The organism is Streptococcus sp. (genome assembly GCF_041802885.1).
Lineage (GTDB): Bacteria > Bacillota > Bacilli > Lactobacillales > Streptococcaceae > Streptococcus.
This window is the reverse complement of sequence record NZ_JBHCHN010000036.1, coordinates 15,712-34,437: the sequence shown is the minus strand read 5'-3', so window position 1 is coordinate 34,437 and position 18,726 is coordinate 15,712. Positions and strand designations below refer to the sequence as shown.

Annotated in this window: 12 protein-coding genes; 4 read left to right on the top strand and 8 right to left on the bottom strand. The window is 46.0% G+C overall.

Annotated elements, in window-relative coordinates; genetic code table 11:
* Positions 1-115: 115 nt before the first annotated feature.
* Positions 116-2,647: a DNA mismatch repair protein MutS gene (gene mutS, locus ACEYCN_RS05045; RefSeq protein ID WP_373713207.1), complete on the bottom strand. Its 2,532-nt coding sequence runs from the start codon at positions 2,645-2,647 to the stop codon at positions 116-118.
* An 8-nt stretch (positions 2,648-2,655) separates the two neighbouring features.
* The gene (argR, locus tag ACEYCN_RS05040; protein WP_373713206.1) at positions 2,656-3,099 is read right to left on the bottom strand and encodes an arginine repressor; all 444 of its coding nucleotides are present in this window, start codon (positions 3,097-3,099) and stop codon (positions 2,656-2,658) included.
* Positions 3,100-3,209: 110 nt separating this feature from the next.
* Between argR and argS the strand changes: the two genes are divergently transcribed.
* Positions 3,210-4,898 (top strand): arginine--tRNA ligase, encoded by a 1,689-nt coding sequence (gene argS / locus ACEYCN_RS05035; protein WP_373713205.1) that lies wholly within the window; start codon positions 3,210-3,212, stop codon positions 4,896-4,898.
* 286 nt (positions 4,899-5,184) lie between these two features.
* Here the strand turns inward: argS and ACEYCN_RS05030 are convergent, their stop codons facing one another.
* The 6 genes from ACEYCN_RS05030 to ACEYCN_RS05005 form a co-directional block, all read right to left on the bottom strand.
* Positions 5,185-5,706, bottom strand: coding sequence for a hypothetical protein (locus tag ACEYCN_RS05030; protein ID WP_373713204.1), 522 nt, complete (start codon positions 5,704-5,706; stop codon positions 5,185-5,187).
* A 134-nt stretch (positions 5,707-5,840) separates the two neighbouring features.
* Positions 5,841-8,099, bottom strand: a complete 2,259-nt coding sequence (locus ACEYCN_RS05025; RefSeq protein WP_373713203.1) for a glycogen/starch/alpha-glucan phosphorylase — start codon at positions 8,097-8,099, stop codon at positions 5,841-5,843.
* Between the two features lie 30 nt (positions 8,100-8,129).
* Entirely contained in the window at positions 8,130-9,647 is a 1,518-nt protein-coding gene (gene malQ, locus ACEYCN_RS05020) for a 4-alpha-glucanotransferase (protein WP_373713202.1), read from the bottom strand.
* A gap of 283 nt (positions 9,648-9,930) precedes the next feature.
* Positions 9,931-10,767 carry a sugar ABC transporter permease gene (locus tag ACEYCN_RS05015; protein WP_373713201.1) on the bottom strand — a complete coding sequence of 279 codons (837 nt, stop codon included), beginning with the start codon at positions 10,765-10,767 and terminating at the stop codon, positions 9,931-9,933.
* Positions 10,767-12,125 (bottom strand): carbohydrate ABC transporter permease, encoded by a 1,359-nt coding sequence (locus ACEYCN_RS05010; RefSeq protein ID WP_373713200.1) that lies wholly within the window; start codon positions 12,123-12,125, stop codon positions 10,767-10,769. The genes ACEYCN_RS05015 and ACEYCN_RS05010 overlap by 1 nt, the downstream gene beginning before the upstream one ends.
* Before the next feature lie 162 nt (positions 12,126-12,287).
* Entirely contained in the window at positions 12,288-13,535 is a 1,248-nt protein-coding gene (locus tag ACEYCN_RS05005; RefSeq protein WP_373713199.1) for an extracellular solute-binding protein, read from the bottom strand.
* A gap of 265 nt (positions 13,536-13,800) precedes the next feature.
* Between ACEYCN_RS05005 and ACEYCN_RS05000 the strand changes: the two genes are divergently transcribed.
* The 3 genes from ACEYCN_RS05000 to ACEYCN_RS04990 all read left to right on the top strand — a co-directional run bounded on the left by ACEYCN_RS05000 (position 13,801) and on the right by ACEYCN_RS04990 (position 18,724).
* Positions 13,801-14,787: a LacI family DNA-binding transcriptional regulator gene (locus ACEYCN_RS05000; protein ID WP_373713198.1), complete on the top strand. Its 987-nt coding sequence runs from the start codon at positions 13,801-13,803 to the stop codon at positions 14,785-14,787.
* A 19-nt stretch (positions 14,788-14,806) separates the two neighbouring features.
* Complete coding sequence (gene pulA, locus ACEYCN_RS04995) at positions 14,807-16,885, top strand: type I pullulanase (RefSeq protein ID WP_373713197.1); 2,079 nt, start codon at positions 14,807-14,809, stop codon at positions 16,883-16,885.
* Between the two features lie 99 nt (positions 16,886-16,984).
* The gene (locus ACEYCN_RS04990; protein ID WP_373713196.1) at positions 16,985-18,724 is read left to right on the top strand and encodes a GBS Bsp-like repeat-containing protein; all 1,740 of its coding nucleotides are present in this window, start codon (positions 16,985-16,987) and stop codon (positions 18,722-18,724) included.
* Positions 18,725-18,726: the final 2 nt, after the last annotated feature.

The window sequence follows — 18,726 nt, the reverse complement described above, 5'->3', positions numbered from 1 at the left end:
GCTTGAAATATAAATAAAACAACTCCGAAGAGTTGCTTTATGCTAGTTTATCAGTCCGTAAGCTCGCAGATGTGAAGATTTTTCTGTCATCTTTTGAGATTTTGAGTCATCATTGTTACAACTCCTTCTGCAGGTCAGAAAGGAGTATCAAGGCTTCCATGGGGGTCATCTGATTGAGGTCAATCTGGCCTAATTTTTCCAATACAGGGTGTTCTGGGGCAAAGAGGTCCAGTTGACCAGACGCAGCTGAATCGGGCACCACTCTATCGGTAGAAACCTGGGCTGCTTGATTTTCCAGTTTTTGTAAAATCTTATCCGCCCGTCTCAGCAAGACAGTTGGTAAACCGGCAATCTTGGCCACATGGATCCCATAGGACTTGTCGGCAGGACCTGCTGCAATCTTGTGCAAGAAGGTCACCTGTCCATCTTGTTCCAGGGTAGAGACATGGACATTTTCCAGGTGAGTCAGGTCCCGCTCCAGGTCTGTCAGTTCGTGATAATGGGTGGCAAAGAGGGTCTTGGCCCCAATCTGGTCATGGATATGCTCGATAATGGCCTGGGCCAGAGCCATCCCATCATAGGTAGCCGTTCCCCGGCCCAGCTCGTCAAAGAGGATGAGGGAATCCTTACTGGCCAGACGGACTGCCTTGTTGGCCTCCATCATCTCCACCATAAAGGTGGACTGGCCGCTGACCAAGTCATCCGCTGCCCCGATGCGGGTAAAGATGGCATCGAAAATCGGCAGTTCAGCCCTGTCAGCTGGAACGTAGGAACCCATCTGGGCCATGACGACGATAATGGCCAGCTGACGCATATAGGTGGACTTTCCGCTCATGTTGGGGCCAGTAATCAGCTGCATATTGGTCTGGCTGTCTAGATAGATGGAGTTGGGAATGTAAGACTGAGCCCCCATGACCTTCTCCACTACCGCATGGCGGCCCTTTTCAATGGCGATGGTCTGACTATCGGTGAAGCTTGGTCGCACCAGATGCTGGGTTTCGGCTACCACTGCGAAGGCTTGGAGGACATCGACAGTCGCGAGGGCCTTGGCCAGCGACTGGAGCCGGCCGATGTATTTTTCCACCTCTTGGCGGATGCGCATGAAGATTTCGTATTCCAGATTGGAGGATTTATCCCGCGCTTCCAGCATTTGGCCCTCAATTTTGGCCAATTCTTCCGTGCCATAGCGTTCTGAATTTTTCAGGGTAGCCTTGCGGAAGAAGTGATCTGGGACCTGGCCGAGATTGGAATTGGTCACGTGGAAATAGTAACCGTCTTTTTTATTGTAATCAATTTTGAGATTGTTGATGCCTGAATGAGCCCGCTCCTTGGCCTCGATTTCGGCAATCCATCCTGTTCCCTCTCGCATAACGAGGCGATACTGGTCCAGGGTCTCGTCAAAACCGGCCTTGATAATATTGCCCTCGGTGATGGTCCCTTGAGCGTCTGGGTCAATGGCTGCGCTGATGAGGGCATGGAGTTCTGGAATGGGGTCCAGCTGGCCAATCAAGAGATCTAGGGCTGGGTGGCCAATCTGCTGCAAGATGCCCTTGATAGCAGGGACATTGCTGAGGGTTTGGGCCAATTGAAGCAGGTCCTTGGGCAGGGTTTTTCCAAAGGAAACTCGACTGGCCAGGCGTTCGATATCATAGACGCCCTTGAGGCTTTCAGTCACATCACTCCGCTCAAAGAAGGAGTCAAGGAAAACCTGAACGATCTCCTGCCGCTCCATAATCCTTTCCTTATCCACCAAGGGGCGGTCAATCCAGGAACGCAGAAGCCGCATGCCCATGGCTGTCTTGGTCTCATCCAGGAGCCAGTAGAGGCTGCCGTGTTTTTTGCCTGTGCGCCCATTTTCCAGCAGGTCCAGGCTGGATTTGGTGGCGTAGTCCATCTGCAAATAGTCCTTGATTTCATAGCGCTGGGCCTTTTGCAAATGGGACAATTCCCGCAGCTGGGTCCGCTGGACATAGCTGAGTAACTTACCCGCCACAGCCTTTTCTAAGGCAGACAGGGAGTTATCGATGAGTCCTGTATCCTCCACCGCTTCTCTTTCCTGAGAGAGCAGGAGGTTCATCTGGTTGCTGAGAATCTGCTCTTGGTGCTCCGTCAACTCAAAGCTCAGGACCAACTCACGAGCTCTCAGGTTGCGGACCTCTCCGCAGACAGAAGCAAAATCGGTTAGGCTGGTCACAAAAAACTGCCCCGTGGCCAGATCCATATAGGCCAAGGCATAGGATGCTCCCTCCTGATCGAGGGCCACTAGGAAATTGCTTTCCGCATCTGGTTTGGCCGAGTCAACCACCGTTCCTGGCGTGATAATTTGCACCACAGCCCGCTTGACGACACCGACCGCTGTTTTAGGGTCTTCCATCTGCTCAGCAATGGCCACCTTGTGGCCCAATTCGACTAAGGTATCGATGTACTGCTGGGCGGCATGGTAGGGTACGCCTGCCATGGGGATGGGGTTTTCAGCATTTTTGTTGCGGCTGGTCAAGGTCAGCTCCAAAATCTGAGCCGCCTCTACTGCGTCCTCGTAAAATAATTCGTAGAAGTCTCCCATGCGAAAGAGTAAAAAAGCATCTGGATGTTGAGCTTTAATATCCAGATACTGCTGCATTCCAGGAGAAATTTTTTCCTTTGTCATGAACCGTCCTATTCCTGTAAAAAGCGATTGATTTCTTCTTCCACCGCTTGGGCGGCTGCCTCATCACGGCAGATAACCAAGAGCGTGTCCGCTCCAGCAACGGTGCCCAAGATGGTCTCCGGCTTTTCCGCATCGATAATATTGGCCATCAGGGCTGCCTCACCCAAGTCTGAGTGCAGGACCAAAATAAAGCTGGCCCGCTGGACCTTGTAGGCATAGTCTGCCAAGAGTTGGGTAAAGGAGCGCTCCCCCTCTTCCTCAGCCAAGGCATAGAAGGATTTGCCGTTTTCATAAACCTTGACCAGGCCAATCTCCCTCAGGTCCCTGGACAGGGTTGTCTGGGTCACAAAAATGCCTCTTTCCTCTAAGTTTCTTTGAATATCCGCTTGACGACCAATCTTCTGTTCCTGAATCATATTCTTGATTAGGTCCTGTCTTTCTGCTTTATTCATCTTTCACCTCGTAATGTATAATTATCAATAGTATACCAAATTTTGGAGTTTTTTTCATTTTTTGTCGCTAAATTGTGGTAGAATAGAACTAAGAAATCTGGAGGTATACCATGGATCACAAAACACTTGTTGCGCAAAGACTGGCTGCTGTTATTCCCAGTTTAGAAGCAGACCAAATCTTTGCCCTTTTAGAAAAACCAAAATCATCAGAGATGGGGGACATCGCCTTCCCTGCTTTTTCATTAGCAAAAGTAGAGCGTAAGGCCCCTCAAGCCATCGCTAGCGAGATTGCCGAAAAAATCGACACCGCTGGCTTTGAAAAAGTCGTAGCTACCGGTCCCTATATCAACTTCTTCTTGGACAAGGCGGCTATTTCTAACGACATCCTTAGGGCTGTTATTTCTGAAAAGGCTGACTATGGCCAGCAAGACATCGGTCACGGGCAAAATGTCACCTTAGACATGTCCAGCCCCAACATCGCAAAACCCTTCTCCGTTGGGCATTTGCGCTCCACTGTTATCGCCGATGCTCTCGGCCACATCTACTCCAAACTGGGCTACAAGGCCATCCGGATCAATCACCTAGGAGACTGGGGCAAGCAGTTTGGCATGCTGATTGTTGCCTATAAACTCTGGGGCGACAAGGAAGCCATTGAAGCCAACCCAATCGACGAACTCCTCAAACTCTATGTCCGCATCAATGCAGAAGCTGATGAAAATCCTGAATTGGACGAACAAGCCCGCCAATGGTTCAAGAAACTAGAAGACGGTGACCAAGAGGCCCTAGACCTATGGCAATGGTTCCGCGATGAAAGCTTGGTTGAGTTCAACCGCATCTATGATAAGCTGGATGTTTCCTTCGATTACTTCCATGGCGAAGCCTTCTACAATGACAAGATGGACGAAGGCATCCAAATCTTGGAGGATAAAAACCTCCTCCAGGAATCCAAAGGGGCTCAAATCGTCAATCTTGAGAAATACGATTTACCACCTGCCTTGATTAAGAAATCAGACGGTGCTACCCTCTACATCACCCGTGATATGGCCACCGCCATGTACCGCCACCGCACCTTCAACTTTGCCAAAAACATCTACGTGGTCGGCCAGGAACAATCCCACCACTTCAAGCAACTCAAGGCAGTTTTGAAGGAAATGGGCTTTGACTGGTCAGACGACATGATTCATGTCAGCTTTGGTCTGGTCACTAAGAACAAAAAGAAACTGTCCACCCGTAAGGGCAATATCATCCGTTTGGAACCAACCCTAGACGAAGCCGAAGCAAGAGCCTTGACCCAGATCGAAGCCAAAAATCCTGGCCTTGAAAACAAGGAGGCTGTTGCCCACGCAGTCGGTGTCGGGGCTGTTAAGTTCTATGACCTCAAGACCGACCGCGACAATGGTTATGACTTTGACCTGGAGGCCATGGTCTCCTTTGAAGGGGAAACCGGGCCTTACGTCCAATACGCCTACGCCCGCATTCAATCCATCCTGCGCAAGGCTGCATTTGTGCCTGCCAGCGATGCAAACTATGCCCTCAATGATGCTGAAAGCTGGGATATCATCAAGCTCCTGCAAGACTTCCCAAGCATCATCCAACGGGCCGCAGAAAAATACGACCCATCCGTCGTTGCCAAATATGCCATCAACCTGGCTCAATCCTTCAACAAATACTATGCCCACACCCGCATCCTGGATGAGAATCCAGAACGCGACAGCCGCCTGGCCCTGGCCTACGCAACCGGCGTCGTCCTCAAAGAAGCACTCCGCCTCCTCGGCGTCGATGCTCCTGAAAAAATGTAAACTAAAAGAGTTTGAGTCTGGCTCAAACTCTTTTCATGTTCTGTTATTCTGAAACTTCCATCATTTCCAAGAAGGGAGCTCCAGAGGCAGATGAAAGGGCTGTAAAGGTCCGACCTTGCCTACCTCCAACCAGCTCGTAGCTGGTTTTTTAATTTTCTGCCGCATGACCAGACTGTAAGTCCTGCCGGCCTCTAAGTGAAAAGTCATACCGATTCATGGCCTTACCTCCAAAAAAACCTGCCAGAGACTGACAGCTTCCTATCAGCCTTTGAGAAACTGATGAGACTTAAATATCGGTGGATGTTTGTGACACAGTTGGTGTTTCCTTTGGTTTTCTGAATAGGAAGAAGGCCGTCACACCAAAGTAAATAACGAAGAGGGCGATGTTAAATCCATAACCCATTAGGGCACCTGACTTCGTAGCCTCGTAGATGTCAGTGGTTTGATACTGTTTAGAAATCTGAAGGCTACCGATGTAAGCATAGGTGAAGTAAATCAAGGTTCCAAACAGATAGGCAATATAAGCATAAGATGCACGCTCATTAGCTTTCTTGAAGAGGAAAAAAATCGTGGCTGCAAGTAAGATTACCAACAAGATGACTAGTCCCTTATTGATAAGGTTGCTTGTAAAAGCAGCACTATCCTTAGCCATAGCGACTAGGTTGTCTACTCCTTCTACCTCAATTCCTTTAAAGATTTCCCGAGACTTTGCTTCGTCAAATACAGTGAAGAAAGTTCCTTGAATCCTTAAGATACTAGCAATGGTCGATAGGGCAGCAAAAATGTAAAGGTGAATCGGTCTTTTCATATCAATCTCCTTTTGTATTAAATTGTTGATACAATTATATACCTTGGCGTTCGCGTTGTCAATATAAAATGGAAAACGTTTTTCAGCAAAAATGAAGAAAAACCAGCCGAAGCTGGTTTTGAGCTTTAGGAATATTAGGAAAGTTTCCAAATATCTTCATTATACTGGGCGATGGTTCGGTCACTTGAGAAGAAACCTGCCTTAGCAATGTTAACGATGACCTTGTCCAGCCAGCAAGAGCGGTTCTCATAGTCAGCCAACATTTTTTCCTTGGTGGCGATATAGTCTTCCAAGTCCAGAAGAGTCATGAACCAGTCCTTGACAATGAGTTCATTGTGGAGACGCTCCAGGCGTTCTTTATTTCCAAGGGCCAAGAGGTCTTCACTCACGATGAAGTCAACAAGTGGTTGGATGGCTGCTTTTTCGTAGAAGTCACGCGCTACATAAGCATTGTTTGCATAGAGGTCGATAACAGTTTGGCTATCTTGACCGAAGACATAGATGTTGTCATCGCCAACGAGCTCATGGATTTCCACATTGGCTCCATCTTCGGTACCCAGAGTCAGGGCACCATTGAGCATGAATTTCATGTTACCGGTACCTGATGCTTCCTTAGAAGCCAGGGAGATTTGCTCTGAAATATCCGCTGCCGGGATGAGGAAGCTTGCCGCTGTGACATTGTAGTTTTCCACCATGACCACTTGCAAGTGTGGTGCTACTTCTGGATCCTTGGCAATCAATTCAGACAGGCAGAGGATGAGGTGGATGATGTCTTGGGCAATAGTATAGGCAGGTGCCGCCTTACCACCGAAGAAGACAGTCAATGGGCGAGCTGGGATATTACCAGCCTTAATGTCCAAATACTTATGAATAACATAGAGGGCATTCATCTGTTGGCGCTTGTACTCATGCATGCGCTTGATTTGGATATCAAAGATAGAGTCTGGATTGACAGTAACACCCTGATGAGCCTGCAAGTAGCGTTGAAGTTTGCGCTTGTTGTGGGTTTTGATGCTCTCCAACTCTTTCTTAACCAGGCCGCTTTCCTTGACATCTAACAGGGTTTCCAATTCTGCCGCATCATGGTGGTAGCCATGGCCAAGGATTTCATCCAAGAAGCTAGCCAAGCGTGGGTTACAGTGCATGAGCCAGCGGCGGAAGGTGATACCATTGGTCTTGTTGTTGAATTTTTCTGGGTAAAGGTCGTAGAAGGCCTTCAACTCAGATGATTTCAGGATATCAGTGTGCAGGGCTGCAACCCCATTTACTGAGTAGCCATAGTGGATATCCATGTGAGCCATGTGGACACGGCCTGATTCGTCGATGATGTAGGTAGAAGCGTCAGCCACTTCTGCTTTGACACGACGGTCCAATTCTTCAATAATCGGCACTAGGTGCGGTACCACTTCCTGCAAGAAGTCCATTGGCCATTTTTCCAAGGCTTCTGCCAGAATAGTATGGTTGGTGTAAGCAACCATGCCCTTGATAATCTCGATGGCCTCATCTAAGCTGATACCGCGCTCTGTCAGAAGGCGAATCATTTCTGGAATAACCATAGATGGGTGGGTATCGTTGATTTGGATGACTGCATAGTCTGCCAAATCATGAAGGTTGCTGCCCTTTTCAATAGCTTCGTCCAAAATCAGCTGGGCTGCATTGGAGACCATGAAGTATTGTTGGAAAATACGGAGCAATTCCCCTTGACGGTCTGAATCATCTGGGTAGAGGAAGAGGGTCAAGTTTTTCAAGATATCTGTCTTGTCAAAATCAATCCCATCTCGGATGATGCTGCCGTCAACTGAGTCCAAGTCAAAGAGGCGCAGGCGGTTCTTGGTCTCTGTTTTGTAACCTGGCACATCAATGTCATAAAGGGTTGATGTCAGATTGAAGTGAGCAAATGGAACCTGATAGCTTTTGCTAGAGCGGACCAACCAGCTCTCGTCAGTAATCCAGTCATTTGGCTCGGTAAACTGCTGATTATCACGAAAAACCTGTTTGAAGAGACCAAAATGGTAGTTCAAACCGACACCGTCTCCGTTGAGACCAAGAGTAGCAATGGAATCCAGGAAGCAGGCTGCCAGACGGCCCAAACCACCATTCCCAAGAGATGGTTCCATTTCCATGCTTTCGATCTCGATAAGGTCTTTCCCAGCTTCAGCTAATTGGGCCTTCACTTCTTCATAAAGACCAAGGTTGATCAGGTTGTTGGACAAGAGTTTTCCAATCAAAAATTCTGCAGAGATATAGTAAACCTTTTTCTTGCTAGAATTGGTTGGTTTCGCGTTACTAGCCTCTTTGCTCAACTCTAAGAGGGCATAGTAAAGTTCCTCATTGCTGGACTCTTGAATCGTTTTTCCGTACTTGTTCTCCACGAATGCTTGTAAATTTGTCATTGTTCGATTGTGCTCACTTTCTATTTGTTGCTAATGTTTCTTCTCAACTAGCTTTTTATTGGTGCGACGGTAGGTTGTCGTTAAGTCTAGCAGAGTTTCCTCAACTTGAGGGGTTAACTGGTCTTTGGTCATTCGCCATATCCAGTTGCCACCAACGGTATTTGGCAGATTCATCCTTGCCTCATTTCCCAGTTCCAATAAATCCTGCATAGTCGCAATGGCCATGAAGGCTACGGACGAGAAGAGAAGGCGAAGCATGGCCTGGTTAACAGATTCATCTGACTTGCGATTGCTATAAAGATCCAAGAAATCGCGTGCCTCATCTCCCATCTCCTGCTCATACCAGCCCTTGATGGTATGGTTGTCATGAGTACCAGTATAGGCCACTACGTTATTGGTGTGATTGTGGGGTAACTCAATGCTATCTCCATCAGGATCAAAAGCAAATTGGAGTACTTTCATACCAGGGAAGCCGGTTTTATCCCGCAACTGAATAACCTTATCAGTGACAGAACCCAGATCCTCAGCAATGATATTCAAGTCTCCCAACTCAGCCTTGATGGTATCAAAGAGTTCAAAGCCTGGTGCCTCCACACGGTAGCCGTTAACAGCTGTTTCTTCTCCAGCCGGAATTTCCCAGAAGGATGCAAAGCCGATGAAATGATCGATACGGACCATGTCATAAAGCTTAAAGCTCTCACGGAGACGAGCAATCCACCAAGTAAAACCATCTGCTTTCATGGCATCCCAATCATAAATCGGATTGCCCCAGAGCTGGCCGATTGCAGAAAAGTCATCTGGCGGACAGCCAGCCACAACTGCCGGTCGACCCTGTTCATCTGTTTTGAAGAAATGAGGATTGGCCCACATATCTGCCGAATCTGCTGCGATGTAAATGGGCATGTCTCCTACAATCTCGATTCCGTTCTCGTTAGCATAGTTTTTTAACTGTTGCCACTGCTGGAAAAAGAGATATTGGGTCAGACGATGGTAGTCCATCTGATCTGCCAAGCGCTGACGATAATCTTCCAAGGCTTCTGGCCGGCGTAGACGGATATGTTCATCATCCCACTCTGTCCAAGACTTGAGTCCAAAGGATTCCTTGATAGCCATGTATTCAGCAAAGGTGTGGAGCCAGAAGGCATTTTCCTCTGCAAAACGATAGTAGCTTTCCGGCAGGCCCTTAGCTTTCATATTGGCAACTGCTATTTCCAAAACAGGACGACGACCAACGAAAACCTTTGCATAGTCTACTTCTGTAGGGTGACTACCAAAATCTATGCCATCTACATCTTCATGCGAAAGCCATCCTTGCTCGATTAAAGTATCAAAATCAATCAAGTGGGTATTCCCGGCAAAGGCCGAAAAAGACTGATAGGGTGAATCACCATAACTCGTTGGGCCGAGTGGTAAGATTTGCCAGTAGCGCTGTTTGGTCCGAACCAGAAAATCAACAAAGTCAAAGGCTTCTTGACCAAGTGAACCGATGCCGTATTTTCCTGGAAGAGATGAGATATGTAGAAGAACTCCACTTTGACGTTCTTTCATGTTCTTTTCCTCTGTATTTAATTTCCAAATAGCCAACGCAAACGTTTGCGTTGCGTCTATTATACAATGCCTTATCAGATAAATCAAGAACTATTTGTTATTTTTTCTTGTTCAATCCGATATTTCCTACAACATTTATTCCCAAAGTATAGAAAAGACCTGTCATTTCAATACATATCAAAAGTTTTGAAACTTTAGCATTTGTAAGAAAGGAACAGGTCTATCTATCATTTTACTGCCTCACACTAGATCCTATTTCATTTCTATTGGATTGGGTATGAGATTATTTTACAGAACCGCTAGTGATCCCTTCAACATAGTATTTTTGCATATACATAAAGAGAAGAGTAATCGGAATAGCGATGAGAACGGAGCCGGCCGCAAAGGACTTGAACCAAACGTTGATCCGGTCCTGAGCCAGCATAGAGAAGAGACCGATAGCTACTGTGTACTTATCTGTCGCATCTCCAAGAATGACCTTGGCAAAGATAAAGTCCATCCATGGCCCGATAAAGGCTGTTAAAGCGGTATAAACGATAATGGGTTTTGACAAGGGAAGAGTAATTTTAAAGAAGATATCCTTACGAGTTGCACCGTCAATCATGGCAGATTCGTCCAATGAATAGGGCACCGTATCAAAGAATCCCTTGGCAATATAGAAGCCTAGTGCTGCACCTGCTGAGTATACCAAGACCAAGGCAAAGAGGGTCTGGGTCAGATTGAGCGCCTTCAAGATGTAGTAGATGGCAATCATTGACATGAAGCCAGGGAACATATTGAGGACGAGCGCTAATTTCAAGAAGCCATTGCGGAATTTAAACTTGATACGGCTGAGGGAATAAGCCATGACAACCGTGATAAAGGTCGAAACCACACAGGTTGCTGCTGCAACGATGAAGGTGTTCAAAAACCATTTAGCAAATGGAAAGGCTTCGTTGTTGAAGAGTTTGGCATAATTGTCTAAGGTAAAGGTCTTGGGAATAATATAGCCCACAAAGGCAGTGCCTTCACCACGGAAGGAGGTCAAAACCACCCAGGCAATCGGAAAGAGCCAGGCAATGGACAACAGCGTCAAGAGCAAGTAGGTCAGGCTTAATCTAATATGTTTTTTTGACTTCATTATTTCACAGCCCCTTCCTTGTACGAATTGGTTCTTGTATAGGCAATCAAACTAAAGGTTGCTGAAAGCACAAAAATCAAGATCCCGATAACAGATGCTAACTTGTAATCTCGGCTCGATTCAAAGCTCAGTTTGTAGAGCCAGGTTACCAAGAGATCGGTTGAACCCGCTTGATAGAACTCTGGGTTCACAGGACCACCACCTGTCAAGAGATAGATGACATTAAAGTTGTTAATGTTGCCGATAAACTGTTGGATCAGGGTAGGGGTCATAATCAAGAGAATTTGTGGGAAGGTGATACTCTTGAAGATTTGGAACTTGCTCGCTCCATCAATTTCAGCAGCCTCCAATTGCTCCTGCGGTAAGTTCATGATGATGGAGGTCGACACTAGCATGGTGTAGGGAATCCCCACCCACATATTGACGAAGATAATCGAAAACTTGGCCCAGGTTGGGTCTGTCAAGAAAGGAAGGGACTGTTGGATTAGGCCCCAGTTTTTCAAGAGTTCGTTCAATGGTCCATCTGGGTGCAAGAGGTTTCGCATAATCAGGAGCGAGATAAAGAGAGGCACTGCGATGGTGATGACGAAAATCGTCCGCCAGAATTTTTTAAATTTCAAGCCTTTTGTATTGATGACCAGGGCCAAGAGAATACCGAAGAAAAAGTTTGTCACAGTGGCAAAGACCGCCCAAATCAAGGTCCAAGACAAGATGGGGAAGAAACTTCCCGCCATCCGACCAGTAATAATATTGCCAAAGTTTTCAAAACCAACCCAGCTAAAGAGGTTGCCTGGTGGGAAGTGGTCCTTATCAGCATTGGTAAAGGCCAAACAGATGGTCAATATCAAGGGAAGGACGGTAAAGACCAAGACTCCCAAGAGAGGTACCGCCATCATGGTCATGTGGAAGCGGCTATTTGAAAGGGTCGCCAAATCTTCTTTGAAACTTGGTGCTTTCAGTCCCTCTTTTTTGATGACATAGAGGTTTCGGGCACTCTTCAGGTTGCACCAATAGATATAAGCAAATACGGCACAAAAGATGAGCGCAGCTAGACCAAAGAGTAAGAAAAGGAAAGAGTTATCCCCAGAAACCGTGATGGTAATCCCTGTATCTGGATCCACAACCTCTCCTGCCTTTTGTGTTCCTAAAGTAATCAAGCCATGAATGCTTGGAATCACTTGTAGGACAAAGGTGATGAGAAAAAGAATTTCTGAAAGAAGGAAAAGTAAGCCTTTAATGATTTGCTTGTTTGCAAGATTGGCAAATCCCATAAAGAGAGCTGAGAGCTTAATGTCTATGCTCCCCTTTTTGAGCGCTTCTAAGACAGATACCTTTTCATAATATTTAGAGTTATTCATACATCTCCCTCCAAAGGTAAGTCGTTATACAAATAGATACCCACTGCTAAGATTTCCGAAGAAATGAAAATTTTAGTAGAGAATACCTATCTGTTCCCTATTAAAAATCAAGTAAAGGAGCCAAGCTCCTTTACTGATTTAATGAATAATGAATGACGAGGCTTATTTGCTTTCTGCCAAGTCTTTGTCAAATTGTTCCAATTTAGCCATGTAGTCAGCTTCTGCGATTTTACCTGAGTAAGGTCCGCTGAGAAGTGGTGCAGCTGAGTTCCAGAAAGTACCCATTTGGCTGATCTTAGGCATAACGACTGTGTGGTCGCTTGAACCAGTCATTTCAGCAACTGCTTTCGCCAATGGATCTGATGTTACAGCTTCTGAAGCTTGAACATTTTTGTTAGAAGGTACGATTGAGCGCGTTGCGAATTGGTTTTCTTGGCTCTTTTCAGATGTCAAGAATGAAGCCAATTTGTAGGCTGCAATGATGCGTTCTTTGTTGCCTTTTGCTGGTTTTTGGTTGACTGCGTACAATTTAACACCCATGAAGGCTTTTTGTTGTACTTCTTGATCACCAATTTTCACTTTAGGGTAAACTGCAACACCGATCTTATCTTCACCAAGAGCCTTCACTGAATCTGGATAGTTCCAAGGACCTGTTTCGATGGCAGCAACATCACCGTTACCGAATTTAGATACTGCAGCATCATCTGGTACGTTTACAAAACCAGGGTTTGATTTTTGGGCTGCCAACCATTTCATAACAGCAACACCGTTGTCATTTGCCCAGTTGGTACCTTTTGCATCTTCACCATTTTCACCGAAAAGGGTATTGCCAACTGACAGCATCAAAGGTGCAATCGCATAAGCGTTGACAGACTCAAGACTTGCTCCAAATTTATCTTTAGAAGTGATACCTTCATAGGTTTTGACATCTTCTTCAGATAATTTTTCTTTATTGTATAGCAAGACTTGTGATTCTACACCAAATGGGAAGGCATAGGTTTTACCCTTATATTGCGCACCTGCAACAGCGTTTTCTACGTTGTTCTCAGCGATTTCACTCGCGTATTTGTCAGATACTGGTTGGATGATACCTGATTCCACCAAACCACCCAATTGATCGTGTGGCATAGAGAATACATCAGCCGCTGCTTCAGGGTCTTTACTTACCAACTCTTGCGCTTTAGGGTCTTCAGATTCCACTACTTCAACCTTAACGCCTTCGTTTTCTTTTTCGAACTCAGCAATCGTATCCGCATAAGATTTCTTAGATTCTGTTGGAACCCAGAGTTTTAAGGTAACTTCGCCAGATTTTCCTGTATCGGCTTTATCACCACCTGATGAGCAGGCTGCCAATGTAGCAACCGAAAGCAAAGCGACACCGCTTGTGACAAGTTTTGTCCATTTTCTCATGTTTTTGTTTCCTCCTAAAACATAAAAATAAAATTTACTACACTCCTATTATGCAACCGTTTGCAATAAAAGTCAAGCATTTTCTTAAAAATTTTTTAAAAATTTTTAAAAAGCAAAAAATATGAGGTCTTTCTTTGGTTGACATTCTAGGTTAAATCTATTATAGTTATCATTGAAAAGTGGTATGGTAACGCTTGCTTAAATTCTTTTTAACATGCTGTTCCTCTTCTACCTTACCTGATTCAAAATAAGAAAGGGGGTTCCTATGCGTGCTACCATTAAAGATGTTGCTAAATTAGCGGGAGTTTCGCCCTCTACTGTCACGCGCGTCATTCAAAACAGCTCTTCTATCAGCCAAAAAACCAAGGAGACAGTCCACAAGGCCATGGAAGAACTCCAGTACCATCCCAATCTCAATGCCAGAAGTCTGGTCAATTCCTATACCCAGGTGATTGGCCTCATTTTGCCTGAAGACTCAGATATTTTTTATCAAAATCCCTTCTTCCCTCAAGCTTTGCGGGGAATTTCCCAGGCTGCAGCAGATCACAACTATGCCATCCAAATCAGTACTGGTAAAGACGAGAAACAGCGGATGGAAGCTATCTACCAGATGGTTTATGGCAAGCGGGTAGATGGTCTTATCTTCCTCTATTCTATGCCCAGCGACCCCTTGGTCGATTTGGCTATTGAGCGGGAGTTTCCCTTCCTTATCCTCGGTAAGGCTGCATCCCCATTTGTTTCCCTAGTGGACAATGATAATATCCGAGCTGCCTATGAAGCGACGACCTACTTTATTGACAAAGGTTACGAGCATATCGCCTTTATGGCCGGAAACAAGGAGCTGGTCGTATCTCAAGACCGCTACGAAGGCTATAAGCAGGCCCTAAAAGCCCATCAATTACCTCTAGATGAAAGCATGGTCAAGTTCTCTCCTGGTTTCCTCTTGGAAGACAGCAGTTATAAGGTCATGAAAAAATTGACCAAGCAGCCCATTGATGCCATTGTGACCACCGATGCCATGGTGGCCGAAGGTGCTCTTTCTTATTTGAAGGAGCAAGGGCTTCACATTCCGATTATCACCTTTGACTCTGTGAAACCTAAAATTGATATTGAGGCTTACGTGGATATCAATGCTCTGGAACTGGGACGAGAGTCCTTCCGTACCCTTTTGCAAATTATTAGCGATGACAAGGATGGCAAGCAGGTTTGTTACCGTCACGTCATCCCTCATAAAATTACCAAACTCAAGTAAGAAAGGAGCCCTCTGAACCATGGCCCTAAGAACATTCCAAGCCTATCTTGATGATGTGGCAACCATTCGATTGGTAATGGAAAAACGTTTTGATGTGGACTCGATGTCCTTTACTATTGAATCAACAACCTCCACTGCTGAACTCTTTGTCCGCCGTCGGGCGGAGGAAGGGGAAACCATCACCTACCACCTAACCAGCATCTATCCATTCAATTTGGATGAGGACTATATCATCTATGATCAGGACCGTAATCATGCTGAGTTAGCCTATGGGCACATTGTCCGCAGCGGACTGTTTGAACAAACCTTCACCTATTCTGGCAAGGATTTAGGGGCAACCTATCAACCTTCTGAGACTCTCTTCAAACTCTGGGCTCCTATTTCCAAGCAGGTCATCCTCTATCTGGATGGGACTCCTTATCCCATGGAAAAAACCAACCATGGCGTTTGGGAAAGGACTGTTTCAGGCGACTGGGATGGAAAAGCCTACTATTACTTGCACCGTATGAACGGTCAATGGATAGAAGTTCACGATCCTTACACTCTCTCCTCTCTGGCCAATTCTGGTCATAGCGTTGTCATTAACCCAGCAAAGCTACATAAACCCGAGCGGGCCAAATACCAGATTCCAATGGAGCAGGCTATCATCTATGAGATGAGTGTCCGTGATTTTTCTTGGCAAAAAGAAGCTGGTTTCCAACATCCTGGTCAGTACAAAGGCCTGACAGAGTCGCCAATCCTTGACAAGCAGGTTTTGGGACTAGACTATGTCAAAAATCTCGGTGTGACCCATATCCAACTCATGCCCCTCTACGACTTTGGTAGTGTGGACGAACAGCACCCCGAGTTGATTTACAACTGGGGATATGACCCTGTCCAATACAATGTCCCCGAAGGTTCCTTTGCTTCCAATCCAAACGACCCTTATGCCCGTATCCTGGAGTTGCAGGCTGCTATTCAAGCCTATCATGATGCGGATATCAGTGTGATTATGGATGTGGTTTACAACCACGTTTACCATGCTGAAACCTATGCCTTTGAAAAAATTGTTCCTGGTTACTTCTACCGCTACAACGAGCAGGACCAGCGTACAAACGGAACCTTCTGTGGCAACGATGTAGCCAGTGAGCGCAGCATGGTCCGCAATTATATCAAGCAATCTGTCAGACTTTGGGTAGAGCTTTACGGCTTTGATGGTTTCCGCTTTGATTTGATGGGGATTATCGACAGCAAGACCTTGCAAGAAATCCACGATGAGCTCTCCGGCATTTACCCTAATATCTTCCTTTATGGGGAGGGCTGGAAGATGGGGACTGGCTTGTCTGAGCAAAAATTGGCCCACCAGTACAACGCCTACCAACTACCTGACACCAGTTTCTTCAATGATGACTACCGAGATACTTTTAAGAAAATCCTTGTAAATCCATACTATATCTTGGAGCACCAGCAACAAGAGAAGATTGAGGATTTATTGGCCGGCAGTATCAATGGTCACTTTATCAATCCTAAGCAGTCTCTCAACTACTTGGAATGCCACGATAATGCCACCCTCTACGACTATCTGGGCCTACAAAATCCAAACATGTCCCACCATGACCAGAAGCGGGCTGCTAGTTTTGGACTACAGCTTATACTGATTAGTCAGGGTATGGTCTTTATTCAAAGCGGTCAGGAATTTTTCCGAACCAAGGACGGCATTGATAACACCTATAATATCTCTGATGACATCAACCAACTGGATTGGACTAGGGCCCTGCGCTATCAAGTACATACACAATTTATCAGCGAACTAATCAAATTCCGCAAGAACTATCCTATCTTGTCCCAGAAATCCTATTACAGCATTGAAGAGACCTGCAGCTTCTACTGGCTTTCTGAATATGTTCTGCGCTATGAGGTTCGTTCAGAAACAGAAAAGCTCCAGTTCATCATCAACTTCTCTATGCAGGATTATTCCTTTACCAAGGGAGAAGAACAAGATGTTCACTTTGTTTATCCGCCGCCTATGGATCAGTCTCAGCAAACATTTCAGATTGCTGGCCAGAGCATCTGCACCCTCGTGGATCGGAAAAAACCTTCCGAAACCAAGGCTGATTAAGCTCTCTCCAACCCATCATTCCTAACAGTTTGGTGGGTTTTTATTCTTTCTTTGACGTTCTTCCTCCTTTTTACGAACAGTCTAAATAGGAGGTTTTGAATGAAGAAATATTCTACACTATTGTTATCGTCTACACTCTTATTGGCTCATTTGGCCAATGGCCCTCTGGTTGCTGCTCAAAATGATGCACCGACCACCCAGGTCACGGAGACCACCCGGCCTCAAGAAGGTACACAGTCTACTACGATTCCTAAAACGACATCTTCCAACACGACCAAGGTATCGGAGACAACCGCCTCAGAAACCGCACCGATTACTGCTGTGACAGAATCCGCTGCAGCCAGTCAGCTCAACCAAAATATAAGTACCCAACAAAACGGCAACACCCTTTCCATCTTCTATCAACGATCAGCCCTGCAAAAAGGATTGAAAATTGAATACGCCATTTGGTCCCACGAAAATGGTCAGGATGATTTAAAATGGATTCAAGCGCAAGATTACCAGACAGATATCTCTCTGCAAAATTTCAAGGCTGGACAATATGCTATCCATGCCTACATCACCATTGACGCCAAATCCATCTTTCTACAAGGACTAGATGTCAATATTACCAGACCTAAACCAAGCCTAACCACCAATATCAGTGAACAAGGCGTTCTGGATATTGCCATCCAGAACATTGCGCCAGATACCCATGAAGTTTTACTGCCTGTCTGGTCCAATACCAATGGTCAAGATGACATCAAGTGGTACACAGCCCAGCGCCAAGCAGATGGAACCTATACTGCGCGTGTCTTTCTGAAACACCACCAGTTCAATACTGGAACCTATTTCATCCATCTTTATACCAAGGATGCACAAAACCGACAAAGCTTTGTCACTGGCATCACCAGTTCTGTCGCCCAAGAGAATGTTCCTGCCAACCCAAAGCCAGCCCTTGCTATTGAGAATCTTGATGCTGGAAGGGGCAAATATCAGGTGACGATTCAGGAAACAGCTACCAGCAAACCCATCCAATCTATCCAAGTGGCTACCTGGTCTATGGACAAGCAAGAGAATATCAAATGGCGGACAGCCAGCCTGCAAAATGGAACATACCGAGTGGCGGTGGATTTTCAAGAGCACCAAAACCATTCTGGTCTGTACCAAAATCATATTTACGTAACCTATACAGATGGTAGCCGCATCGGCTATACCCTTGACCCCGTTGATTTGTCTTCTGCACGGCTACCATTACTCTTTAACTCAAAACTAGCCACAATTGGCACCATCCAAGCCACCCTATCCAATGTCTATGACCCTCAAGCGGTTCGTTTGGCCGTTTGGTCCGATGAAAACGGCCAGGATGATATCCGGTGGTATGATGCCAGTAAGCTAGCAGAACGTACCCACTCCAGTAATATTCTCCTCAATTATCACAAGGGGATTGGAAAGTACCATGTTCATGCCTATCAAGGAGGGCGTGGTTTGGGGGCCTTTAGCATGGAGGTGACCTATAGCCATCGTTATAGTGGTCCCAACACCTATCCTATCGGCCAATGTACCTGGGGAGCAAAAGAAGCGGCTCCTTGGGTCCAAAATTACTGGGGCAATGCCAACCAATGGGTCAATTCTGCCAGAAGAGTTGGATTCCGCACCGGAACCAGTCCGCAGGTTGGTGCAGTCGCTGTCTGGACAAGTGGTTACTATGGCCACGTGGCGGTCGTGACAGAAGTCAGCAGCCCAACTCGGATCCGTGTCAAGGAATCCAATTATGCCGGCTATATGACTGTCGGCGATTACCGTGGATGGTTCAATCCCGTTGCAGACGGAGTTACAGCCTATATTTATCCTAATTAAGC